The organism is Klebsiella sp. P1954 (assembly GCF_018199955.1).
GTDB lineage: Bacteria > Pseudomonadota > Gammaproteobacteria > Enterobacterales > Enterobacteriaceae > Klebsiella > Klebsiella pneumoniae.
This window is the reverse complement of record NZ_CP073373.1, coordinates 2,302,529-2,325,123: the sequence shown is the minus strand read 5'-3', so window position 1 is coordinate 2,325,123 and position 22,595 is coordinate 2,302,529. Positions and strand designations below refer to the sequence as shown.

The 22,595-nt window shown below is 58.4% G+C and carries 21 protein-coding genes; 12 read left to right on the top strand and 9 right to left on the bottom strand.

What is annotated here, in order from left to right; translation table 11 throughout:
* Window positions 1–433: 433 nt before the first annotated feature.
* Complete coding sequence (locus tag KB890_RS11225) at window positions 434–751, top strand: hypothetical protein (RefSeq protein ID WP_004178464.1); 318 nt, start codon at window positions 434–436, stop codon at window positions 749–751.
* 40 nt (window positions 752–791) lie between these two features.
* Here KB890_RS11225 and KB890_RS11220 read toward each other — a convergent pair whose 3' ends face one another.
* The 3 genes from KB890_RS11220 to KB890_RS11210 are packed head-to-tail and all read right to left on the bottom strand — an operon-like array spanning window position 792 to window position 5,724.
* The gene (locus tag KB890_RS11220; RefSeq protein WP_022631192.1) at window positions 792–1,916 is read right to left on the bottom strand and encodes an ABC transporter permease; all 1,125 of its coding nucleotides are present in this window, start codon (window positions 1,914–1,916) and stop codon (window positions 792–794) included.
* A complete protein-coding gene (gene rbbA, locus KB890_RS11215) occupies window positions 1,916–4,660 on the bottom strand; it encodes a ribosome-associated ATPase/putative transporter RbbA (protein ID WP_004178468.1) in 2,745 nt (914 codons plus the stop codon). The genes KB890_RS11220 and rbbA overlap by 1 nt, the downstream gene beginning before the upstream one ends.
* Window positions 4,657–5,724, bottom strand: coding sequence for an HlyD family secretion protein (locus tag KB890_RS11210; RefSeq protein ID WP_004178470.1), 1,068 nt, complete (start codon window positions 5,722–5,724; stop codon window positions 4,657–4,659). Before KB890_RS11210 ends, rbbA begins: the two co-directional genes overlap by 4 nt.
* Before the next feature lie 402 nt (window positions 5,725–6,126).
* On the opposite strand from KB890_RS11210, the gene KB890_RS11205 reads away from it, so the two are divergent.
* Entirely contained in the window at window positions 6,127–7,521 is a 1,395-nt protein-coding gene (locus KB890_RS11205) for a diguanylate cyclase (protein ID WP_004178471.1), read from the top strand.
* A 48-nt stretch (window positions 7,522–7,569) separates the two neighbouring features.
* Here the strand turns inward: KB890_RS11205 and trpS are convergent, their stop codons facing one another.
* Window positions 7,570–8,577, bottom strand: coding sequence for a tryptophan--tRNA ligase (gene trpS, locus KB890_RS11200; protein ID WP_004178473.1), 1,008 nt, complete (start codon window positions 8,575–8,577; stop codon window positions 7,570–7,572).
* Window positions 8,578–9,081: 504 nt separating this feature from the next.
* On the opposite strand from trpS, the gene KB890_RS11195 reads away from it, so the two are divergent.
* The 4 genes from KB890_RS11195 to KB890_RS11180 are packed head-to-tail and all read left to right on the top strand — an operon-like array spanning window position 9,082 to window position 13,517.
* Entirely contained in the window at window positions 9,082–10,065 is a 984-nt protein-coding gene (locus KB890_RS11195; protein ID WP_002887349.1) for an autoinducer 2 ABC transporter substrate-binding protein, read from the top strand.
* A gap of 50 nt (window positions 10,066–10,115) precedes the next feature.
* The gene (locus KB890_RS11190) at window positions 10,116–11,600 is read left to right on the top strand and encodes a sugar ABC transporter ATP-binding protein (protein WP_004178475.1); all 1,485 of its coding nucleotides are present in this window, start codon (window positions 10,116–10,118) and stop codon (window positions 11,598–11,600) included.
* Window positions 11,593–12,564: an ABC transporter permease gene (locus tag KB890_RS11185; RefSeq protein ID WP_004178477.1), complete on the top strand. Its 972-nt coding sequence runs from the start codon at window positions 11,593–11,595 to the stop codon at window positions 12,562–12,564. The genes KB890_RS11190 and KB890_RS11185 overlap by 8 nt, the downstream gene beginning before the upstream one ends.
* On the top strand, window positions 12,561–13,517 hold the full coding sequence (locus KB890_RS11180) for an ABC transporter permease (protein WP_004178479.1): 957 nt from the start codon (window positions 12,561–12,563) through the stop codon (window positions 13,515–13,517). The genes KB890_RS11185 and KB890_RS11180 overlap by 4 nt, the downstream gene beginning before the upstream one ends.
* A 36-nt stretch (window positions 13,518–13,553) precedes the next feature.
* Here the strand turns inward: KB890_RS11180 and KB890_RS11175 are convergent, their stop codons facing one another.
* Window positions 13,554–14,336 carry an NAD(P)H-dependent oxidoreductase gene (locus tag KB890_RS11175; protein WP_020325221.1) on the bottom strand — a complete coding sequence of 261 codons (783 nt, stop codon included), beginning with the start codon at window positions 14,334–14,336 and terminating at the stop codon, window positions 13,554–13,556.
* An 86-nt stretch (window positions 14,337–14,422) separates the two neighbouring features.
* Between KB890_RS11175 and KB890_RS11170 the strand changes: the two genes are divergently transcribed.
* Together KB890_RS11170 and fosA are read left to right on the top strand one after the other, a co-directional pair.
* The gene (locus tag KB890_RS11170) at window positions 14,423–15,331 is read left to right on the top strand and encodes a LysR family transcriptional regulator (RefSeq protein WP_020325211.1); all 909 of its coding nucleotides are present in this window, start codon (window positions 14,423–14,425) and stop codon (window positions 15,329–15,331) included.
* Window positions 15,325–15,744, top strand: coding sequence for a FosA5 family fosfomycin resistance glutathione transferase (fosA, locus tag KB890_RS11165; RefSeq protein ID WP_004146118.1), 420 nt, complete (start codon window positions 15,325–15,327; stop codon window positions 15,742–15,744). The genes KB890_RS11170 and fosA overlap by 7 nt, the downstream gene beginning before the upstream one ends.
* A gap of 71 nt (window positions 15,745–15,815) precedes the next feature.
* Here the strand turns inward: fosA and KB890_RS11160 are convergent, their stop codons facing one another.
* Window positions 15,816–17,228, bottom strand: coding sequence for an aminotransferase-like domain-containing protein (locus KB890_RS11160; protein ID WP_002887384.1), 1,413 nt, complete (start codon window positions 17,226–17,228; stop codon window positions 15,816–15,818).
* A 177-nt stretch (window positions 17,229–17,405) separates the two neighbouring features.
* On the opposite strand from KB890_RS11160, the gene KB890_RS11155 reads away from it, so the two are divergent.
* The 4 genes from KB890_RS11155 (at window position 17,406) to KB890_RS11140 (ending at window position 20,327) form a co-directional block, all read left to right on the top strand.
* Window positions 17,406–17,570 (top strand): DUF1127 domain-containing protein, encoded by a 165-nt coding sequence (locus KB890_RS11155; RefSeq protein WP_020325220.1) that lies wholly within the window; start codon window positions 17,406–17,408, stop codon window positions 17,568–17,570.
* Between the two features lie 164 nt (window positions 17,571–17,734).
* A complete protein-coding gene (locus tag KB890_RS11150) occupies window positions 17,735–18,199 on the top strand; it encodes a MarR family winged helix-turn-helix transcriptional regulator (RefSeq protein ID WP_004177547.1) in 465 nt (154 codons plus the stop codon).
* Between the two features lie 6 nt (window positions 18,200–18,205).
* Window positions 18,206–19,273, top strand: coding sequence for an HlyD family secretion protein (locus KB890_RS11145; protein ID WP_020325213.1), 1,068 nt, complete (start codon window positions 18,206–18,208; stop codon window positions 19,271–19,273).
* Window positions 19,263–20,327, top strand: a complete 1,065-nt coding sequence (locus tag KB890_RS11140; protein WP_002887411.1) for a DUF2955 domain-containing protein — start codon at window positions 19,263–19,265, stop codon at window positions 20,325–20,327. The genes KB890_RS11145 and KB890_RS11140 overlap by 11 nt, the downstream gene beginning before the upstream one ends.
* Here KB890_RS11140 and KB890_RS11135 read toward each other — a convergent pair.
* From KB890_RS11135 to KB890_RS11125, 3 genes are read right to left on the bottom strand one after another with little or no spacing between them, the layout of a single operon-like run.
* Window positions 20,324–20,578, bottom strand: coding sequence for a putative Se/S carrier protein (locus KB890_RS11135; RefSeq protein WP_004214168.1), 255 nt, complete (start codon window positions 20,576–20,578; stop codon window positions 20,324–20,326). The genes KB890_RS11140 and KB890_RS11135 overlap by 4 nt on opposite strands.
* On the bottom strand, window positions 20,575–21,342 hold the full coding sequence (gene yjiL, locus KB890_RS11130) for a putative 2-hydroxyacyl-CoA dehydratase activator YjiL (protein WP_020325218.1): 768 nt from the start codon (window positions 21,340–21,342) through the stop codon (window positions 20,575–20,577). Before yjiL ends, KB890_RS11135 begins: the two co-directional genes overlap by 4 nt.
* Before the next feature lie 9 nt (window positions 21,343–21,351).
* The gene (locus KB890_RS11125; protein WP_002887414.1) at window positions 21,352–22,503 is read right to left on the bottom strand and encodes a double-cubane-cluster-containing anaerobic reductase; all 1,152 of its coding nucleotides are present in this window, start codon (window positions 22,501–22,503) and stop codon (window positions 21,352–21,354) included.
* Window positions 22,504–22,595: the final 92 nt, after the last annotated feature.

Sequence of the window (22,595 nt, the reverse complement as noted above, 5' to 3'; positions counted from 1 at the left end):
GCCTTTATTGCTTCGCAAAATAGCGTGACGAATGCTTGTGGCAGGGTCAACCGGATAGTGAATTTACCGGATGATACAAGTCGGAAAATAATTATCAGCAGCTACGATTAATATTATCTCTTTATTTCAGCGCCATTATATTGTGTCCCGGTAAAATAATGATACGGCCTCTTCCTCCCACAAAATAACGCGTTTACGCTTCAGAAAAAATATTTCCGTGACTGGATACTTCGCTTCTGGATGTATTGTAGCGAACGGTATGCTTCCTCCCTGCTTTTGTCTAAATGAGCTTTATCATTAACACTTTGTTAACTTGATCTGGTTTATATGGCAGCAAATTTGATATACAAAGGGGGATGATTGCCTGTATGGATGCTGCCCGAAATACCTTGCGAGACATATGCAGGTTCTCGGCTGGCAAATGAGAATAGAAATGAAAATCCTGCTTAACTGGTTGCCATTGCGCCAGCTCTTCACTTACATTCAGGAGCGCTTTACCTTTCTGGTGCTGCTCTGCTGGCCAGCGATTATCTGGTTGTTCTGTCGGGTCGGCGTGTGGCTCACCGATAACGTTTATGAACTGCTGGGAAAATCACCCGCCCAGTCCTTCACCGTGTATCTGCAGCCGTTTATGACCCCCGGCACGCTGCTGCGCATCTCCATCAGCTGGGTGGTGTTGCTGTTCATTCTCTTCAGTATGGCGATGGCCTTCACCTGGGGTTTACGTCGCTTTATGAATCGCCATAAATAAACCATTCGGCCGCCGTAAGTCGACGGCCCTTCTTAAGCCTTTATACCATCTCACCAATAGTCTTACGAAAACGCAGCAACGCGATAGTAAAGAACACTCCGCCGATAGCCAGCAAGGTTAAGAACTGCGGCCAGACGATGGCGAAGCTGGCGCCTCGATACAATATCGCCTGCGCCAGGCTGACGAAGTGGGTGGTCGGCATGGTCAACATAATATCCTGTACCAGCTGCGGCATACTTTCTCGCGGCGTGGATCCGCCGGAGAGCATCTGCAGCGGCAGTAAGACCAGGATCATCAGCAGCCCCAGCTGCGGCATCGAGCGGGCGAGGGTGCCCATAAAAATGCCGATCGAGGTAGTGGCGAACAGGCTGAGCGCCACCCCCAGCATAAACAGTGGAACCGATCCCTCAATGGGTACCTGCAAAATCCCCTGCACCATCAGCACCAGCGACAGCCCGGACACCACCAGCACCACCAGACCCATCGACCAGATCTTGGCCAGCATAATTTCAAACGGCGTGACCGGCATCACCAGCAGATGCTCAATGGTGCCATGTTCCCGCTCGCGGATCAGCGCCGAACCGGTGAGGACAATGGCCAGCATGGTGATATTGTTGATGATCGCCATCACCGCGCCAAAGCGCTCCTGCTCAAGGTTAGGATTAAAACGCATCCTGACCGCCAGCTCTACCGGCAGCACGCTGTTATCCCGATAGCGGGCGATAAAACTGTTTACTTCGCCGGTGATAATATTCTGGATGTAACCGTTGCCGGTAAAGGCCTGACTCATGCGCGTGGCGTCGACGTTGACCTGGATTTCCGGCTGCCGACCGGCCAGTACATCGCGCTGGAAGTTAGGCGGGATGTTGATGGCGAACGTGTAGCGCCCGGCATCCAGCCCGGCGTCCATCTCATCAGCGGTGATCAGCTCCGGCTCAAGAAACCAGGGACGGTAAAAAGCGTTAATAATGCGTGAGGAGAGCTGTGATTTATCCATATCAGCAACCGCGATCGGCGCCAGGTGCAGCGAACCGGGCATCACCGTGGCCGAGGAGTACACCGACACGGTAAACGCAAACACGATCAGCGCCAGCATCGCTTTATCACCGAGCAGGCTGCGCAGTTCTTTGACGCCAAGATTATAAATATTGCGTAATCCGCGCATCATCCCTCCTGTTTCTTCAGCAGCAGCACGCTCAACCCGAGCACCAGCGGCACCGCAATCAGTAGCGGAATGAATGAGCCCCACAAATCGCTAATATTCAGCGCTTTGGAAAAGGTCCCGCGGGCGATAGTCAGGAAGTGGCTGGTCGGGTAGATTTGCCCAATCCAGCGCCCGGGACCTTCCAGCGAGGCCACCGGATCGATCATTCCGGAAAACTGGGTTGCCGGGATCAGCGTAATAATCGCGGTACCGAAAATAGCGGCGATTTGGCTCTTCATAAAGGTTGAGATCAGCAGCCCCAGACCAGTGGCGATGGTGACATACAGCAGCGCCGCCAGGGTCAGCGTCAGGAAACTCCCCTTATGCGCGACGCCAAAGACAAAGACCGACAGCGCGCACAGCAGGAAGAAGTTAAACATCCCCAGTACGATGTAAGGCAGCTGCTTGCCGAGCAGGAATTCGCTGCGGGTGGTTGGCGTCACGTACAAGTTGATAATCGACCCGAGCTCTTTCTCACGGACTACGCTCAGGGCGCTGAGCATCGCCGGGATCATCATCAGCAGCAGCGGGATCACCGCTGGGACGATGGCCGGCAGGCTCTTCACGTCTGGATTGTAGCGATAGCGGGTCTCGATGGAGATGAGCGAGGTATCGCGCTGCGGGCTGCTCTGCCGGCCGGCCATCTCCTGCAGCCAGGCCAGATGCATCGCCTGTACGTAGCCGCGCACGGTTTCCGCGCGGTTGGGCATCGCGCCGTCCACCCACACGCCGATTTGCACCGGCGTGCCGCGGGCGATATCGCGGCCAAAGTTCGGCGGGATCTCTATTGCCACCGCCAGCTCGCCGTCGCGCATCCGGCGGTCCAGTTCGTCATAGCTGCGCAGCGGCGCCTGTTCGATAAAGTAGCGTGAGCCAGCGAGATTCTGCGACCAGCCCTGGCTGCTGAGGGTTTGATCGCGGTCGAGGACGGCAAAGCGCAGATCCTCAACGTCCATGCTGATCCCATACCCCATGATAAACATCAGGATCACCGTCCCCAGCAGCGCCAGCGTCGATCGTACCGGATCGCGGCGCAGCTCCAGCGCCTCGCGGCGGCTATAGCTAAACAGCCGGCGAAGACTGAAGGCCTGCCGTGGAGCCGTATGTCCGGAATGCGATGCCACAGCAGACGTGGATTCTTCTGGTACTGGAGAGGACGGCTGGGCCTCTTTAAGCCAGGCGATAAACGCCTCTTCCAGGCTGTTTGAACCGCGCTGCTCGACCAGCGCCTGCGGCGTATCGCTGGCCAGCACTTTGCCGGCGTGCATCAGGGAGATACGATCGCAGCGTTCCGCCTCATTCATAAAGTGGGTGGAGATAAAAATGGTCACCTGATCCTGCCGCGCGAGGTCTACCATCAGCTGCCAGAACATATCCCGCGCTACCGGGTCGACGCCGGAGGTCGGCTCGTCGAGGATCAGCATCTCCGGGCGATGGATGACCGCCACCGCTAACGACAGGCGCTGACGGATCCCCAGCGGCAGATCGACGGGAAGCGCGTCTTCAACCTCGGTCAGCATAAAGCGCTCGCACATTTCCGCCACCCGGCCGGGGATTTCGCCGTCCGGAATATGGAACAGGCGGGCGTGCAGCTCGAGGTTTTGCCGGACGGTCAGCTCGCTATAGAGCGAGAAGGCCTGCGACATATAGCCCACCCGCTGGCGGGTGGCGATATCCTTCGGGTCGACCGGCTGGCCGAACAGCCAGGCTTCACCTTCGCTGGCGGGCAGCAGGCCGGTGAGCATCTTCATGGTGGTGGATTTGCCGCAGCCGTTGGAGCCGAGGAAGCCGAAGATTTCACCGCGGGCGATGCGGAAATTAACGTGGTCGACGGCAACAAAGTTGCCAAAGCGCATGGTCAGGCCGCGCGCTTCGATGGCGATCTCTTCCTCACGGCTGTCGCGCGGTGGGATAACTACCGCCCTATGCGCCCGACGCTGTGCTTCTGGCAGCAGGGCGATAAACGCCTGCTCCAGGGTCTGGCTGCCGGTCTGGGCTTTGAGCTCTGCGGCGCAGCCGGTCGCCAGCACCTCGCCGGCGTTCATCGCCACCAGCCAGTCAAAGCGCTCGGCCTCTTCCATGTAGGCGGTGGCCACCAGCACGCTCATCTCCGGCTGGCGCTGGCGAATACTGTCGATAAGCTCCCAGAACTGCGCCCGGGAGAGGGGATCGACGCCGGTGGTCGGTTCATCAAGGATCAGCAGCTGCGGATCGTGGATCAGCGCGCAGCACAGGCCGAGCTTTTGCTTCATCCCACCGGAGAGTTTTCCGGCGGGGCGATCGCGAAACGGCGCCAGCCCGGTACTCTGCAGCAGCTCGTTGATGCGCAGTTCGCGCTCGGCTTTATCGTGGCCGAACAGGCGGGCGAAGAAGTCGACGTTTTCATACACCGAGAGAGTGTGATAGAGGTTTTTCCCCAGCCCCTGCGGCATCCACGCGATTTTCGGGCACACCTCGCGGCGGTGATGCACATCGCGCATATCGCCGCCAAGCACCATCACGTTCCCCTGCTCGATGGTCCGCGCCCCGGCGATCAGCGAAAGCAGGCTCGATTTGCCGACGCCGTCCGGGCCAATCAGGCCAACCATACGCCGTGCCGGGATCGCCAGACTGATATCGCGCAGCGCGATGGTGGCGCCAAACTGCTGACCAACGTGTTCCAGCAGGGCGACGGGGGGCGAGGTATCCTGCGGCGTTAGTTTCATTGCGGTAACCTCACCGCCAGGGCTTCAGGCCAGGGTTGTTGTTTATCCAGCCGTACGTAAGCCATACCGGGCAGGCCGGTTTTGACATACTCCAGGTGCTGCGCCAGCAGCTCCGGCGGGATACGCGCTTTGACGCGGAACATTAGCTTCAGGCGCTCGTCGCTGGTCTCGACCGTTTTCGGCGTGAACTGGGCGACGCTGGCGACAAAGCTGATATTGGCCGGGATCACCAGATCCGGCGCGGCATCAAGGACCAAGCGCGCTTCGCTGCCGAGCGCCAGCAGACCTGCCTGTTCGGTGGGCAGAAAAAAGGTCATATAGACATCGGCGAGATCGACCATGTTCAGTACCCGGCCACCGGCGGCCAGGACTTCTCCTGGCTCAGCGACGCGATACTGAATGCGGCCATCGCGGGGGGCTTTCAGCTCGCTATCGTCAATATCGGCGAGGATCCGCCGCTCGGTCGCCTGGGAGGCTTCGACGCGGGTTTGCGCCTGAATAATGCTTGTGCGGGCAGCTTCGATGGCGGCGCGGGCGGCGGAGACCTGGGCTTTCGCCGATTCCAGCGCCGCGCGGGCGCTCTCTGCGGCCGCGCGATCGTCATCCAGCTGCTGGGCAGAGACGGCGCCACGCTGGGAGAGGGTGTTGGAGCGAACATGGCGTTTCGCCGTGGAATCCAGCTCCGCCTGGCGCTGCTTCACTACCGCTTCGCTGGCGCGCATTTCACTTTGTCGCTGATCGAGCAAGGCTCTGGCGGCCAGGACCGCGCTTTCCGCTTCCTTGATTTGCGCGGCGGCTTCAAGACGCTGCTCGTTCAGTACCCGGGTATCCATTCTCGCCAGCACCTCTCCCTGGTGCACGAACTGACCCTCTTTGACCAGAATGGTGTCGATACGCCCGGCGATTTTACTGGCAATATCGACTTCGGTGGCTTCGATTCGGCCGTTGCTGCTGGCAAACCCCGCCGGGAGTCCCGGCGGGCGCAGCAGCCACCATGCGGCGGCGGCGAGCACCACCAGTAAGCCGACAAAATACCCTGCCCAACGTTTCTTTATTTTGTCCATACGCGACTCGCTTGATTCCCTGTGCTGAGTGGTGCGCGTGTTTCCTCCGGCGGGCGGAGCGTCCTTCTTGCGAAGGACGAAAAAGTGGAGGGAGGGCCGCTGACGCCGCGCTCTGCCGCGCCGATGCGCAGCCGCTCGCTGGGCTACTTATGTGGTCATCATCAGCGATCCTGGCCTTAATGAAACACGCATAGTGAGAGCTACCGTTAACGCGATAGTAACAGCCGGGGCGATATTGTCCATACGAAGTGCATGGTCTTGTCGGTGCGTTAACAGAAATACCCACCGTCAGGATAAAACCGCGAAAACAGGGCGCCTGTTTTGTTATCTGGTTGCCCCCCGGTAACTACGATATGATTCCGCTCCTGGCATTGAGAAACATCCGACGAGTGCTTTAATTTCATGAATGAAGAAAGCCAAAAATATATCGCCGTGATTTTTAAGGAATGGTTACCGCTGTATGACAGCCTGACGCCGGACGTCCGTGCATTACTTAAAAAAATGGCCGATGAGCGATCGTCGATGTTAGCGACCCGCTTTTACGATTTTATTTTTCAGGATCCGGATATCGCCAGACACCTCTCTTATGAGCTGGTTGAGGAACGTCTGAGCCGCTCTCTGGCGGGATGGGTACAGCAGATCCTGACCTGTGAAAAAGAGGATCTTCAGGCTCTTGCGGAGCGCCAGTATCAGATCGGCAGCATTCATTCGCGGATTGGCATCCCGGCAGAGGCGGTGCTGCGCGGCGCGCGGCAGATAAAATCCGGGCTGGTGGAGGCGATTCGTGACAGCCAGGTCGCGCGGGACACCGGGATAGCGGCTATCCATTACGCGATGATGGCGATGAATATGGCGGTGGAGATGATGTGTCACGCCTATACGCTGTCGCATTATCGGGCTACCAAAAATGAAGAAGCTTTTCGTCTGTACAGCCTGATGGATAACGTCCCGATGGAGTATGGCAAGCAGCAGGCATCGCTTTCGGGTTGGGAAAATAGTGCGATTTTTAATATCGTCAGCGAGAACAGGACGGACCTTAACGCAACGTTATTATCTGAATCCGAATTTGGTTTGTGGTTTCGCCATAAATGCGTTCGCTATTTTAACCACAATCCGCAGATGGCGGAGATTACTGAGTTGATCGGTCAGGTGGATGCGCTGATTACCGAATGGCGTACCGCGGAACAGGATGCTGGTTATAAAAATACTCAGAGCCTGCTGCAAAAGATCCATATCCATTGCCAGCACATCAGCAGCCAGCTGGGAGTGTTATTCAGTAGTCTGTCGCAGATGCAAAACGGCAAAGACGCACTGACCAGCCTGCTTAACCGTCGCTATCTGCCTGTGGTGCTCAAGCATGAAGTCACCCTGGCGATTGAGTATGACCTGCCGCTGACGGTAGCGATTATCGATATTGATTTCTTTAAAGAGATCAATGACAAATGGGGCCATATGGTCGGCGACCGCGCCATTAAGCACGTAGCCGATCTGCTCAGCGATAATATTCGCTCCAGCGACTATCTCTTCCGCTACGGCGGCGAGGAGTTTCTGCTGGTGCTGGTGGAGACCCGCGCGGCAGAGGCTTTCCCTCTCCTTGAACGTCTGCGCAAAAAGATTGGCCAGCTGGCGTTTAACGTTGGCGGCGACACGCAGATCCCGATCACCGCCAGCATTGGCTTTGCCGCCCACACCGGTCACCCCGATTACAACCTGCTGCTGCGCGACGCCGATAACGCGCTGTATGCCGCTAAGCGCGAGGGGCGCAACTGCGTGAAGATGCACAAAGGCGGGGGATAAAACCGTAGCCCCGGTAAGCGTAGCGCGACCGGGGAAGGGCTCTGAAACTCAGAACAGCACCGGCAGCCCCAGCCCGCGCTTCACCTCATGCAGCGTCTGCTGTGTGAGGTGGTGGGCGCGTTCGCTGCCCTGGCGCAGCAGCTCCAGCAGCATCCCTTTATCCTGAATAAAAGTGGCCCTGCGTTCGCGGATCGGCGCCAGTAGCGTCTGCAAGCAGGTCTCCAGCTCATTCTTACACTGGCGATCGCCCAGCCCGCCGCGCTGATAGTGGGCTTTCATCTCTGCCACCCGCGCCTTATCGCTGTGGAATGCATCGAGATAGGTAAACACCACGTTGCCCTCGACATGCCCCGGATCGCTGACTCTCAGGTGCGTCGGGTCGGTATACATCGCGCTGACCGCGTGGTGGATCTCCTCCTCTGTGGCCGATAACGTCAGCGTATTGCCCAGCGATTTCGACATTTTGGCGTTGCCATCGACGCCCGGCAGGCGACTCACTTCGCTGAGTAGCGCCTTGCAGTGGCGCAGCACCGGCTCGCCGGTGAGGCTATTCATCTTGTGGACGATCTCGTTGGTCTGCTCAATCATCGGTAGCTGATCGTCGCCCACCGGCACCAGTTCGGCCTTGAACGCGGTGATATCGGCCGCCTGGCTAATCGGATAGGCGAGAAAACCCACCGGCAGAGAGCGGGCGAATCCCTTCTGGGCAATCTCATTTTTGACCGTCGGATTACGTTCTACGCGGGCGACGGTGACGATATTCATATACAGCGCGCTGAGCTCCGCCAGCGCCGGCAGGGCGGACTGCAGGCAAATAGTGGTGAGCCTGGGGTCGATGCCGACGGCCAGATAATCGGCCATGACTTCGAGGATATGGTGGCTGATTTTTTGCGGATTGCTGCCGTTGTCCGTGAGCCCTTGCAGGTCGGCGATCAGGATAAATTGCTGGTGGTTATGCTGCAGCGCGACGCGCTGGCGCAGCGACCCGACGTAGTGGCCAAGATGAAGTTGGCCGGTCGGGCGGTCGCCGGTGAGGATGGTTTGTGGATGGTTCATCAGGGACTCCTTATCAGACTGTTCAGCCGAAAGACGTCCTGAAAACACCAAAGCCGCCTTCCGGCGGCTTTGAAAATGGAAACGTGTATCGTGCCGCCTGTTATGCAGGCAGCCACCAACGGCGGGGATAGGTAACGATAACGTTTCTGTTCATAGGGAGTATCCTGCCACGGAAGGGGCTGGAGGCGCAATCAAAAATCGCATACTTTTCCTGATGTTATTTATGTGATTGTTTTTCGGTAAATAACGAAGCGGGAAAAATATATTTTCTCTGCGACCCGATCATTATTCTGGAACAACAAACTATGTTGCATTTTTTTTGTGAAAAAGCTCACGCCACAGGATTATAGTATTATTATCCATATTTATAGCTGAATATTACCTGTCTGCTGTTACAGCTTGTGTTTATTCTCTTCTAAATTATTAACATTATTACAATTTCTATCTATTTTTCCGCTTTGCGTCATACCCCTGTCTGACTACAACGTATTGAGGCTAATTATTATGCATAAACGTCTGGTCGTTAATATTTTTTCATCCTTGCTGTTGGGGGCTGCGCTTATTTCCGCGCCGGTATATGCGGCGGAAAAAACCGTAGTCAATATTTCAAAAGTGGACGGCATGCCATGGTTTAACCGGATGGGTGAAGGGGTAGTCCAGGCCGGGAAAGAGTTTAACCTCAACGCCTCCCAGGTAGGGCCGTCCAGCACCGATGCGCCGCAGCAGGTGAAAATTATTGAGGACCTGATTGCACGTAAAGTGGATGCCATCACTATCGTGCCTAACGATGCCAACGTGCTGGAGCCGGTATTCAAAAAAGCCCGTGACGCCGGCATCGTGGTACTGACCAACGAATCGCCCGGGCAGCCGAGCGCCAACTGGGATGTGGAGATAATCGATAACGAGAAGTTCGCTGCTGAATACGTGGAGCATATGGCCAAGCGGATGGGTGGCAAAGGCGGCTACGTTATCTATGTCGGTAGCCTTACGGTACCGCAGCACAACCTGTGGGCCGATCTGCTGGTGAAATACCAAAAAGAACATTACCCGGACATGCATGAAGTCACCCGCCGAATGCCGGTGGCGGAAAGTGTTGATGATTCCCGCCGTACCACGCTCGATCTGATGAAAACTTACCCGGATCTGAAAGCGGTGGTCTCTTTTGGTTCGAATGGCCCGATTGGCGCGGGGCGCGCGGTGAAAGAGAAGCGTGCGAAAAATAAAGTCGCGGTCTACGGGATGATGATCCCCTCGCAGGCGGCCTCTCTTATTAAGAGCGGCGATATTACCGAAGGGATCACCTACGATCCGGCGACAGCCGGCTATGCCCTCGCGGCCGTCGCCAGCACCCTGCTGAACGGCAAAACCATTGAGCCGGGATTTGAACTGAAAGAGCTCGGTAAAGCGGAGGTCGATAGCGACAAGCATATTATCCGCTTCCATAAAGTGCTGCTGGTAAATAAAGACAATATTGATTCGCTCTACTAATCCACCTTCCGGGGCGCCAGCCGCCCCGGCTTAACCAGCCAGGGGATGCTATGGAACCTTTCCTTTCCCTTCGACACGTCAGCAAAACCTTCCACGCCAACCGCGCGCTCAATGATATCAGCATCGACTTTATGCCCGGAGAAGTGCACTGCCTGGCCGGGCAGAACGGTTGCGGGAAGTCGACGTTGATCAAAATTATCTCTGGCGTCTATCGCCCGGATGAAGGCGCAGCGATGATGCTGGGCGGCAAGACGTGGCCCAAACTGACGCCAGCGGCCTCTGTCGCCCATGGGATCCAGGTGATTTATCAGGATCTGTCGCTGTTTCCCAATCTCAGCGTGTGGGAGAACATTGCTATAAACCACTATCATCGCGGCGTGCTGGTGAGGCGCAGCGAACTGCGACGCAGTGCGGAGCAGGCGATGCGCAGTATTAACGTCTCGCTGCCGCTGGATGCCGCCGTGGAATCGCTCTCCATCGCTCGCTGTCAGCTGGTGGCTATCTGCCGCGCGCTGGCGCAGGATGCCCGGCTTATCATTATGGATGAACCCACGGCCTCATTGACCCATCAGGAAGTGGAGGGACTATTGCATGTGGTGCGCCAGCTGCGTGAGAGGGGGATCTGCATCGTCTTCGTAAGCCACCGTCTGGAAGAGGTCATGGCCGTATCGGACCGCATCAGCGTGCTGAAGGATGGCAATCTGGTCGGCACCTTGCCGGCGGCAGAGGTAACCACCCGCCGGCTCGGTTTTCTGATGACGGGCCAGGAGTTTGACTTTCAGGTGCGCGATCTGTGGCAGGGGCAGGGCAGTACGCCGGTGCTGGAGGTGCGCAATCTCAGCCGCAAGGGGGAATATCATAACGTCTCCCTGAAGGTCGAAGCCGGAGAAGTGGTGTCGATAGTCGGCCTGTTGGGCGCCGGGCGAACAGAGCTGTGCCTGAGCCTTTTCGGCATGACCCGCCCTGACAGCGGCGAGATCCTGATAAATGGCCAGCCGGTGCGGTTGCGTAGCAATCAGGACGCTATCCGCCACGGTATCGGCTATGTCTCCGAGGACCGTATGTCGCGCGGCCTGGTGATGAGTCAGTCGATTGAAAACAACATTATCAGCACCGTGTTTCATAAAGTGAAAGGCGCTTGCGGACTATTGAGTGATAGTAAAGCTCAGCAGCTGGTCGCAAGAATGGTCAACGCGTTGACCATTAAGGCGCCGGATACGCATCTGCCGGTGAATACCCTCTCCGGTGGTAATGCCCAGCGCGTTTCTATCGCCAAATGGCTGGCGATCTCTCCTAAGCTGCTGATCCTCGATAGCCCAACCGTGGGGGTGGATATCGCAAACAAAGCCGGGATCTATCATATCATCAGCGATTTGGCTGCCCATGGTATCGCCGTGCTGATGATTTGCGACGAGATTGAAGAGGCGTGGTACCAGAGTCATCGCATCCTGGTGATGAAGCAGGGCGAGTTGACCCATAGCTTCCTGCCGGACAGCAGTACCCAGCAGCAGATAGCGGAGGTGGTCAATGGCTAATCTGTTGAAACGACATGAATTCTGGTTAGGCATGTTCATTATTGCGCTGTGCCTGCTGCTGGGCTGGCGCAGTGAGGAATTTTTCACTTTCGGCAATCTTTACGACCTCGCTAATAACTATGCGATGCTGACCATTCTCGCCTGTGGTCTGTTCGTGGTGCTGATCGCCGGCGGGATTGATATCTCCTTCCCGGCTATGACCATTATCGCCCAGTACGGCATGGTGGTGATGCTGCAAAAAGTAGGCGGCAACTTCGCGGTGGCTTTTGTGCTTGCCGGCGGCATCGGCGTGCTGCTGGGGCTGGTGAACGCGCTGTTGGTTAATCGTCTGCGGGTGCCCTCGATCATTATCACCATTTCTACGCTCAACATTTTCTACGGTTTGCTGCTGTGGTTAAGCAAAGGTGTCTGGCTCTACGACTTCCCTCCATGGTTTGAAAAGGGGGTTATGCTGTTCAAATATACCGATGCCGAAGGTTACGATTATGGCCTGGGGCTGCCGCTGCTGACGATGATCGTCGTGGTGCTGTTGACCGCGTTTATCATGAATTTCACCACCGTTGGCCGCAAGATCTATGCCATGGGGGGCAACCGGGAATCCGCCAGCCGCGTCGGCTTCAGCGTGCTCCGCCTGCAGCTGTTCGTTTATGGCTATATGGGACTAATGTCGGGGGCCGCAGGTGTCGTGCAGGCGTGGACAGTGATGACCGTTGCGCCGGATTCACTGCTGGGCTATGAGCTGACGGTGCTGGCGGCGGTGGTGCTGGGCGGCACCAGCCTGATTGGCGGGCGCGGAACTCTCACCGGTACGCTGCTGGGGGTGATTTTACTGGCGGTGATGCAGAACGGCCTGAACCTGCTAGGGGTCTCCTCCTACTGGCAGACCCTGATCACTGGGGCGATCATCGTCGTCAGCATCAGCGTAACGGCATGGAGCCAGCATCAGAACCGGAGCTTGTTATGAAAAAATCGTGGCGCAACAACGTTGAGTTTTACCTGATCGGCCTGCTGCTGCTGATGGTTATCGCCTTTAGCATCGCCATGCCAAACATCTTCTGGTCTGTAAGCAATTTCCAGTCGATTGCCTCGCAAATGCCGGTGCTGGGGATCCTGGCGCTGGCGATGGCCATGACTATGCTTTGCGGCGGCATTAATTTGTCAATTATCGCGACGGCTAACGCCTGCTCGCTGGTGATGGCCTGGGTGGCGACGAGCTATCCGCCTGGGGGCGCTACCGCGCTGGCGACGCTGCTGGCCGGCGGAGGGGCGGCGATGATCATTGGCCTGTGCAACGGGATATTGATCGCCGGGATCCGCGTTTCGCCGATCCTGGCTACCCTTGGCATGATGACCCTGCTCAAAGGGATAAATATTCTGATCACCGGCGGCAGCGCCATCGCTAACTATCCGCAGTGGGTGCTGTGGCTGAATCACGCCCAGTGGTTCGGTATTCCGCTGCCAATGTGGCTTTTTGCGGTGGTGGCGGCCGGGCTGTGGGTGCTGCTGGAGAAAAGCCCGCTGGGTCGGGCGATCATGTTGATCGGATCCAACGAACGGGCGACCCATTATTCCGGGATCAATACCCGGCGGGTGTTGATGTGGGTATATGTCATCTCGGCCCTGCTCTGCGCGGTGGCTGCGTTTCTGATGATGTCGAAGCTGAACTCAGCCAAAGCATCTTATGGGGAATCGTATTTGCTGGTGTCGATCCTCGCGGCGGTGCTTGGCGGCGTGAATCCGGATGGCGGTAGCGGGCGCATCGTTGGGATGGTGCTCGCGCTGTTCCTGCTGCAGATTATTGAGAGTGGGTTCAATATCCTCGGTATCAGCCCCTATCTGACGATGGCGCTGTGGGGCGTATTGCTGCTGTGCTTTATCCAGGCGCGAGGCATGCTGGGACTGGAGAGAGTCGGGTAAATGACCCGTCCTCGGGGGCGAAGACGGGATAGCCAGTTATTCGCTACGCAAATGCACCGCCAGGCCGCTTTGCCCTGGCGCCAGCTCCGGGCGCAGCGTCAGCGACGGGATCAGATAATCGCCATGATTCTGGCGGCGGAATGGAATGGGCTCGGTTTGCCACAGCGTGTCCAGCCGCTCGGCCAGGGCGGCGCACTGATCGGCGAACTGCCCGGCATCGGTTTTATCCGTGCGGTAGAACACCAGCGGCGGAAGCACCTCAAAGCCGGGGTAGAACAGCATACCGTGCTGAATGGGGAACAGGATGTCGTCGATGGGGCCATTGATCCCGCGCGGTGAATAGTGTTCCGCCCAGCCGCCGGCGGTGACGATCAGCATCGCCCGCTTGCCGACGAAAGTGCCTTCCCCGTAGCGATCCCCCCAGTGGCGGTCGCTGTGCTCGCCGACGCCATAGGCAAAGCCCCAGGCGTACACCCTGTCGATCCAGCCCTTCATGATGGCGGGCATCGAGAACCACCATAGCGGGAACTGGAAAATCACCGTATCGGCCCACAGCAGCTTTTCCTGCTCGGCTGCGATATCCGCACTTTGGGTGCCCTGGGCAAAGGTCTGTTTGGAATCGAGGGTCGGCCGCCAGAACTCGCCGACCGGCGGGGCGCCGCTATCGTCGGCGTCATACCCGGCCTTCCAGCGCATAGCGTAGAGATCGGAAACCTGCACTTCATGCCCGGCCTGCTGCAGATGGCGGATGGCGAAATTTTTCAGCGCGCCATTGAGCGAGCGCGGTTCCGGATGGGCGTAAATCAGCAGTACTTTCATAATATCACCTCTGGCGTATGGAGAGCTGCAGAGTAGGAAAGCTGACGCTATAGTAGAAATTAATTACTTAAATTCCCGGTATAGTCGTGATTAATTTACAGCGTCTGGATCTCAATCTGTTGCGCACCCTGGATGTGCTGCTTAACGAAAACAACGTTACCCGGGCGGCGCAGCGGCTGAATCTGTCGCAGCCCTCGGTAAGTATTCAGCTCGCCAGGCTGCGGGAGATTTTCGCCGATCCGCTGCTGATGCCGGGCCCGCGCGGCATGCAGCCCACCGCCCGCGCCGATGAGCTTCGCCAGCCGCTGCGCGCTGCGTTAGCCGCGCTGGAGCAGGCGGTGGCGCCGGTCAGCCCTTTTGATCCGGCCACGGCGGCGGAGACCTGGCGGGTGGCGGCGACGGACTATATGGCCTCGGCGATCCTCCTGCCGATGCTGGCTGGGTTACGCCAGGCCTCTCCCGGCAGTCGGCTGGCGGTATTCGAGCTGCAGCCTGCGCGGCTGGAGCAGCAGGCGGCCAACGATACAGTAGATCTTTTCTTTCATACCCGCGAGGGCGCGCCGCCGGGGCTGCATCAGCGCCTGCTGTTTCGCGAACGCTACGTGCTGGCTGGCCGGGCGGAACATTCGGCGCTGCGGCCTGGGCTTAGCCTGGAAACGTTCTGTCAGCTGGAGCACGTGATCGTCTCCCCGGACGGGGGCGGCTTCAGCGCGGCGACCGATATCGCGCTGGCGAACCTCGGACTGACGCGGCGGGTTGTCCTTTCCGTGCCACATTTCCTGTTTATGCTGGAGACCCTGCGCAATAGCGATCTGGTGGCGGTCCTGCCGGAGCGGCTGGTGCGCGGGCAGAGCGGGCTGGTGGTCGTCGAGCCGCCGCTGGCGGTCGCCGGCTTTGAGATGCTGATGCTGTGGCACGAGCGCTGGCACCGCGACCCGGCGCATCAATGGCTGCGTCAGTTCATTGTGAATTCACTGGAGGAACAGACATGCTGAGTGGACTGAATCACCTGACCCTGGCAGTCAGCCAGCTGGCGCCGAGCGTGGCGTTTTATCAGCAGCTGCTGGGCATGACGCTGCATGCCCGCTGGGACAGCGGGGCTTATCTCTCCTGCGGCGATTTGTGGCTGTGCCTGTCGCTGGATCCGCAGCGGCGCGTTACTCCGCCGGAAGAGAGCGACTACACCCATTATGCGTTTAGTATTAGCGAAGCCGATTTTGCTAGCTTCGCCGCCCGCCTTGAGGCTGCCGGCGTGGCGATCTGGAAGCTGAACCGTAGCGAAGGTGCCTCGCACTATTTCCTCGATCCCGATGGCCATAAGCTGGAGCTGCACGTCGGCAGTCTCGCCCAGCGTCTGGCCGCCTGCCGCGAACAGCCGTATAAGGGGATGGTGTTTTTTGATCAGTGAAGCTGCTTCGCAGACGCTAGATCACCCGTAGCCCCGGTAAGCGCAGCGCCACCGGGGAGAACAGGTTAAATTCACTCCATCGCCACCTTCACCGCTTCTCCCAGCTTCACCATCACCGCTTTATGTTTCTCGGTCGGCGGCAGGGCGCAGTTGATCCTGACGCAGTTGCGATACTTGCCCGCTGCCGAAAACAGCGAGCCCGGCGCTACCTGGATCTTCAGCCGGCACAGCTGCTTGGCGACGCAGACCATATCTACCTGCTCCGGGAGCTCAACCCACAGCATAAAACCGCCCTTCGGCCGGGTGACGCAGATCCCGCAGGGGAAAAATTCCCGCAGCCAGCAGGTGTAGATCTCGATATTGCGCTGATAGATCTGCCGCATCCGCCGCACGTGGCGGTGGTAGTGGCCTTCGCGAATAAAATTGCAGGCCGCCAGCTGAGTGGAGGGGACGTTGGTCCCGCTGGCGGCGTACTTCATCTGTAGCAGCTTGTCGTAGTAGCGCCCGGGGGCGATCCAGCCGATACGCAGCCCGGGGGCGATGGTTTTGGTAAAGGAGCTGCAGAGCATCACCCGGCCGTCGATATCCCAGGAGTGGATCGTGCGCGGGCGCGGGTATTCGGTGGCCAGCTCGCCGTAAATATCATCTTCGAAAATAACGATATCGTAGCGTTGGGCAAGGTTCAGCACCGCGCGCTTGCGGGCGTCCGGCATGATAAAGCCCAGAGGGTTATTGCAGTTTGGCACGAGGATCACCCCTTTGATCGGCCACTGATCCAGCGCCAGCTCCAGGGCCTCGATGCTGATCCCGGTTTCCGGATCGGTGGGGATCTCAATGGTCTTTAATCCCAGCCCGCGCAGCATCTGCATGGTGCCGTAGTAGCAGGGGGATTCCACGGCGATGATGTCCCCTGGCTGGCACACCGACAGCAGGGCCAGCGACAGCGCGCTGTGGCAGCCGCTGGTGAGCACCAGATCGTCGGCAGTTACCACCGATCCGCCGTCGAGCATCAGGCGGGCGATCTGCTCCCGTAGCTCGCGACGCCCGGCCAGTTCGTCATAGTTCAACACCTCAGTGAGGTTGTGCTGGATAGCCCGGCTCAGTTCACGCCAGATGGGCTTCAGGCTTGGCTGCGTCACGTCCGGCGAGCCGCCGCCGAAGGGGATGATCGATTTATCGTAGCGGGCGTCAAGCATGGTCAGCACCTGATCCCACTGGGTTATCTCCACCGGGCGCTGGACCGGACGCGACATCGGCGGCACCGGCGGCTGGGCTTTGCGCGGGGCGACGAAATAGCCCGATCGCGGCTGCGGCACAATCATCTGCTGCTGCTCAAGCAGCTGATAGGCCTGCTGGACGGTGCTGATGCTGACGCCGTGCTCCTGGCTCAGGCTGCGCACCGACGGCAGCTTTTCGCCATGGCGATACAGGCCCTGTTCGATGCGTTCGGCCAGCAGCGTAGCGAGATGTTGGTAGCGGGTCATACTGTATCCTTAATTGCCGCCATACAGATGGAATAACCAGTACAGATTGGCGTAAAAATTGGGCTCTGGTGTACGTTTTAGCTAATCTGTATGTTAAAGAAAAGCGTTTTGTGAATCTGTATTCCTTACCCCCAAATCCGTGAAGATAAAGCCTCTGGCAAGGTGAGGAGGTAGAGGATGGAATTTCACGAGAACAGGGCAAGACAGCCATTTATCGGTTTCGTACTGCTGGTGCGGTTTATCAAAAAATGGTGGCTTCAGGGGCAAACGCGCAGAGTTTTGCAGCAAATGAGCGACGAACAGCTGAAAGATATCGGCCTGCGTCGGGACCAGATCAATTAAAACGTGCGGTTTTTTACAGGCAAACCTTCTTCATTATCCCGGTGAGCGCAAAGTGCCGCCGGGATACATTCACGAAATTTATCAATTGATGCGGCACGAGCTTCCGTTTCTTGATGCTTACCCTGATAAGTATTATTTTCTTCTCAATAATGAGAGGAAGACCCGTGACTGAAGACGAACTGTTTGCCCGCCGCCCGCTGGGGATGCGGATGGCTATGGTGGTGCGCCAGTGGCGCGCCATTATTGACTCCGCTATCACCGATACCGGACTCACCCAGTCCAGCTGGACGGTGCTGATGCAACTGCATCAGCTGGGAGACAACGTCTCGGTCAGCGAACTGGCGGAGGTGCAGGGCATTGAACTGCCGCCGCTAATGCGCACCCTCTCATTACTGGAAAAGCAGGGCTATCTGGTGCGTTCCACATCGCCATATGACAAACGCATTCGCCTGCTGACGCTGACCGCTGAGGGGCGGGCTATTCTGGAAAAACTGAGCTGCGTGATCGAGACCTATCAGGAGCGCGTAACCCAGACCATCCCGGAGGCCGATCTCGCCACCTTCAGCGCCACGTTAAATCAAATCGCCTGCCGTTTGCGGAATATCCGCGAAGAAGATAACAAGATCTAACACACTATGATGACGCCTGAACAAAAATTTGCCCGCTGGGTACGGGTGAGTATTGCCGCTTTTCTGGGAATATTCGCCTGGTTTATCGTTGCCGATATCTGGATCCCGCTGACGCCGGACTCCACCGTCATGCGCGTGGTGACCCCGGTTTCGTCGCGGGTCTCCGGCTATGTCTCGCACGTCTACGTGCACAACAACAGCCAGGTGAAAAAGGGCGACCTGCTGTATGAGCTCGACCCAACGCCATTCATTAATAAAGTTGAAGCGGCGCAGATCGCCCTCGAGCAGGCGAAACTGAGCAACCAGCAGCTGGACGCGCAAATCGCCGCCGCCCGCGCCAACCTGCGCACTGCGCAGTACACCGCGCGTAACGATAAGGTCACGCTCGATCGCTACCAGCGCTTGAGTACGATGCAGAACGTCTCGCAGTCCGACCTCGATAAGGTGCGAACCACCTGGCAGATCAGCGAGCAGTCGGTCTCGGCGCTGAACGCGCAGATCCAGAACCTGCTGATCCAGCGCGGCGAGCGCGACGATAAGCGCAACGTCACCCTGCAGAAATACCGTAATGCGCTGGAGGAGGCGCAGCTGAACCTGGCCTGGACCAAAGTGCGTGCGGAAACTGACGGCATGGTCAGCAACCTGCAGCTGAACCCGGGGATCTACGCCACCGCGGCGACGGCTGTGCTGGCATTGGTTAACAACAACACTGACATCGTCGCCGACTTCCGCGAAAAAAGCCTGCGCCACACCGCGGTGAATACCGATGCGGCGGTGGTCTTTGACGCCCTGCCGGGTCAAGTCTTCCCGGCGCACGTGACCAGCAGCGACGCCGGGATTCTGGCGGGACAGGAGGCGGTGAACGGCCAGCTGTCGCAGCCCGAGCAGTCCACCCGCTGGGTGCGCGACGCCCAGCGGATGCGCATTCACGTCGCGCTGGATCAGCCGCTGGACAAACCGCTGCCGACCGGCGCCCGCGCTACGGTGCAGCTGTACAATAGCGAGGGACCTTTCGCCCGCACCTTCGCCGGCCTGCAGATCCACCTGGTGAGCTGGTTGCACTATGTCTATTAATACCCTGGCGCATGTCTTTACCCCGCACGGCAATATCGTCTACACGGCGAATGATTTTCGCCAGACGGTGCGTATCGCCGTGGCCGGGACCATTGCGCTCAGCATCTCCACCTTCTACGACGTACAGTACGGCGTATTTTTCGTCGTTTATCCGCTGATGCTGATGTCGCTGGTACCGATGTTCAACCTGCACGTCGCCCGCCAGTTTATATTTAGCGCGGCGGTAAACTGTGTCGAAATGGTGCTAATTGTCGGCTATTTGTCGCAGTGGCCGGTGATCATGACCCTGGTGGTGTTTGCCCTGTACGTGATGCGTTTCCGCTTTATGAGCCAGGGACCGCTGTTCCTGTTGGGATCAATGGGGGTGGTGTGCCAGAGCACGATGCTCAACTTTATGAGCTATCCCACCAGCAACTGGCACACCCTGATGTTCTCCAATATGGAAGCCTGCGTGATGGCCGTGGCGCTGAGCGCGCTGCTGCATTACCTGATCCCGGACGTCGAACCGCGCAAGCCGCCGCCGCGGATTGAGAAAGACGCCGCCCGCATCCGTCATGAGTCGCTGCTCTCCGGTACGGTAGCGACGATCATCTTTGTGGTGTTTCAGATCTGCGATCTCAGCGACTCGCTGTCGGCGCTGATGGCCGGGATCCTGATCCTGTTCCCGATGCACTATCGCGGGGCGGTGATCAGCTCGATCTGGCGCGTCGTCGGGGTGGTGCTGGCCTGTCTCTATATACTGGTGGTGCAGCTGATTATCTATGATTTCAGCAACCACATGATCCTGATGATGCCGCTGATTGGTCTCGGGCTGGCCTTCAGCGCCCGCCTACACGTGATGGAGAAAGTGGGCGCCGGGGTGGGCTTCGCCAGCATCACTACCATCGGCATTATGTTCGGCCAGAATTTGCATCCGTATCAGGATCTGGTGTTCAGCGATCTGTACCGCATCACCTCGGTGACGGTCTCGCTGGTGGTGACGCTGACCCTGGTTTTTCTCATGCACCGCCTGCTGAACTGCTTCGCGGCGACGCGCTTTGTGGTGAGCGATTAATCTGCAGGTGGGAAGGTGGCGAGACAGCGCCATGCTTCCCCGTTCTGCTGATACAGCGCCGCCGTCTGTTCCGGGACGATCCAGCCTCGCGCATCGGCTTCCGTCCCCTCCAGCAGGATGCACAGCCCGCAGCCGCTGCGCAGCTGGCGGGGTATATCTTTGACCTCGAAGGCCACTCCCGCCGCCTGCAGGGCTTTGCGCATCCGCACCACCCCCACCGTGGAGTGAAATAAAAACAGAAACGTTGTCATCCGCGCCTCCGCTGGCGCTGGCCGATCAGCGCCGCGCCGATCGCCCCGGCAAACTGGGCGTCGGAATGGGTTGTCACCGCCATGCCGACATGGCTTTCCAGCATCCGGGCAAAGGCGGCGCAGTGGCTGACGCCGCCGGTAAACAGCAGCGGCCCCTGCGCCGATAAGCGGCCGATAAAGTTCGCGCTGCGCCGGGCCATGGCGTTAATCACCCCCGCCAGAATCGCCTCCGGCGCGACGCCGGCCGACCGCAGGCTGATGACCTCCGATTCGGCAAACACCGTGCACATACTGGTAATGGCGTGCGGTTCCACGCCGTCGGTAATGGCGTCCAGTTGTTCGACGCTGGCGCCGAGGGTGCGTGAAATGACTTCCAGAAAACGGCCGGTGCCGGCGGCGCATTTGTCATTCATCAGGAAGTCGCTGAGGTTGCCCCCGGCGTCCAGCTGGATAACTTTGCTGTCCTGGCCGCCGATATCAATCACCGTGCGGGTGTCCGGCGCCAGCAGGCGGGCGCCGAGGCCGTGACAAGAGATCTCCGTCACCTGCTTATCGGCAAAATCCACCAGCTGGCGGCCATAGCCGGTGAGGGTTAAAAAAGGCGTCTCCGTGAGGCCAGCGCGCAGTGTCTCCCAGGCCTCGTGGATGGCGTCGGCGGGGCGAAAGGGGGTGGGGCAGAGGAAGCGGCGCACGATGACGCCGTCCGCCAGCAGGATGCCTTTTGTGGCGGTGGAGCCGGAATCAATGCCAACCGTATAGTTCACGCCAGCTCCTTAAAGCATTTCGATAAAGGCGGCGACGCGGGTGCTGAGCTGGCCGAGGTCCGCTGTCGAATAGTCGGTTTCAATCGCCATGTAAGGAAGATCGTGCTGTTGGCGCAGATGGCGTTTAATCGCCAGCGATTCCACGGCATAGGTATGGCAGGCCTGCAAAATGACGTCGATCACCCCGTCGGCCTGATACTCCTCCACCATCTGGCTCAGCAGCTGCAGACGCTGGTCGTTGGGGGAGATACAGGAGCAGCCGATGGCGAGATATTTATCGGTTAAGGCGTCGTAGACGTCACCCTCTTCCGCCACGCAGCGCTCGGTCGCTTTCGCGCCGGTGCAGTTCTCATAGCCGACCACCCAGCCGCCGTTTTCCTCGATGGCGCGGACCACTTTTTCCGCCGCGCCGCCGATCGGGCAGCCGGTGATCAGGATCCGCGGACGAGGTTCCAGCCGTTTACCCTGCTGCCACTCCTGATGGATGCGCTCCGCCATGGCATGCAGTTCATCAATCAGGGCGGTTTTGTCGAAACGAAAAGTGGCGCCGTACACCACTTTCAGGATGTCGCCGCCGCTGAGCGCCGGCGGATTGAGCTGCCCGAGACGATAAAAGTGGGCCAGCGCCCGGCGCTCGCGATTTTTCAACACGATGGCTTCGCGCAGCGCCGCCTCGCTAATCGGCGTGCCAAACCGGGCCTCAATCACCTGCTGCAGGCGCAGGATCTCCGTTTTCCACAGTGCGCGCGAGGCGGCATCGCTGGCGCTGTTCGGCAACTGCATGACGTGGACCGCCTTGAACTCGGCCATGTACTCATACATTTTCTTTTTGCCGTCGCAGGTGGTTTCCCCAACCACCAGGTCAGAGAAATAGAAGTAGGGACATTTATCGGTTTTGCCGAAGCCGTAGCTGCTTTTGATAAGCGGGCAGAGGTTGCGCGGGAGATCTTTTTCCGCTTCCTCGATGGTTTCATCGGAGGTTGAGCACAGCGAGACGACAACGGCGCCCGCCGCCATGGCGATCTCCTGGGGCATAAAGGTGCAGTAAGTGCCCACCAGCGGTACGTTCTGCTCTTTAAGATCCATGACGGTGAGAAAGCCCTTCTGGCGAGCTTCTGAGAACTGGTCAAAAATGGCGGGTAGATCGGTGATAAGCGACATGGTTTTCCTTCCCCGTACACGGGAGATGCTGAAAGAGTCGCCATTATAGCCATGGTGTATGCAGGGTTTTATTGATCTCCTGCGTCTGTACG

Bases quoted from the DNA above. Each gene is read 5' to 3' on its own strand.
- KB890_RS11225 (WP_004178464.1), top strand. From the start codon at position 434: ATGAAAATCCTGCTTAACTGGTTGCCATTGCGCCAGCTCTTCACTTAC.
- KB890_RS11220 (WP_022631192.1), bottom strand. From the start codon at position 1,916: ATGCGCGGATTACGCAATATTTATAATCTTGGCGTCAAAGAACTGCGC.
- rbbA (WP_004178468.1), bottom strand. From the start codon at position 4,660: ATGAAACTAACGCCGCAGGATACCTCGCCCCCCGTCGCCCTGCTGGAA.
- KB890_RS11210 (WP_004178470.1), bottom strand. From the start codon at position 5,724: ATGGACAAAATAAAGAAACGTTGGGCAGGGTATTTTGTCGGCTTACTG.
- KB890_RS11205 (WP_004178471.1), top strand. From the start codon at position 6,127: ATGAATGAAGAAAGCCAAAAATATATCGCCGTGATTTTTAAGGAATGG.
- trpS (WP_004178473.1), bottom strand. From the start codon at position 8,577: ATGAACCATCCACAAACCATCCTCACCGGCGACCGCCCGACCGGCCAA.
- KB890_RS11195 (WP_002887349.1), top strand. From the start codon at position 9,082: ATGCATAAACGTCTGGTCGTTAATATTTTTTCATCCTTGCTGTTGGGG.
- KB890_RS11190 (WP_004178475.1), top strand. From the start codon at position 10,116: ATGGAACCTTTCCTTTCCCTTCGACACGTCAGCAAAACCTTCCACGCC.
- KB890_RS11185 (WP_004178477.1), top strand. From the start codon at position 11,593: ATGGCTAATCTGTTGAAACGACATGAATTCTGGTTAGGCATGTTCATT.
- KB890_RS11180 (WP_004178479.1), top strand. From the start codon at position 12,561: ATGAAAAAATCGTGGCGCAACAACGTTGAGTTTTACCTGATCGGCCTG.
- KB890_RS11175 (WP_020325221.1), bottom strand. From the start codon at position 14,336: ATGAAAGTACTGCTGATTTACGCCCATCCGGAACCGCGCTCGCTCAAT.
- fosA (WP_004146118.1), top strand. From the start codon at position 15,325: ATGCTGAGTGGACTGAATCACCTGACCCTGGCAGTCAGCCAGCTGGCG.
- KB890_RS11160 (WP_002887384.1), bottom strand. From the start codon at position 17,228: ATGACCCGCTACCAACATCTCGCTACGCTGCTGGCCGAACGCATCGAA.
- KB890_RS11155 (WP_020325220.1), top strand. From the start codon at position 17,406: ATGGAATTTCACGAGAACAGGGCAAGACAGCCATTTATCGGTTTCGTA.
- KB890_RS11145 (WP_020325213.1), top strand. From the start codon at position 18,206: ATGATGACGCCTGAACAAAAATTTGCCCGCTGGGTACGGGTGAGTATT.
- KB890_RS11140 (WP_002887411.1), top strand. From the start codon at position 19,263: ATGTCTATTAATACCCTGGCGCATGTCTTTACCCCGCACGGCAATATC.
- KB890_RS11135 (WP_004214168.1), bottom strand. From the start codon at position 20,578: ATGACAACGTTTCTGTTTTTATTTCACTCCACGGTGGGGGTGGTGCGG.
- KB890_RS11125 (WP_002887414.1), bottom strand. From the start codon at position 22,503: ATGTCGCTTATCACCGATCTACCCGCCATTTTTGACCAGTTCTCAGAA.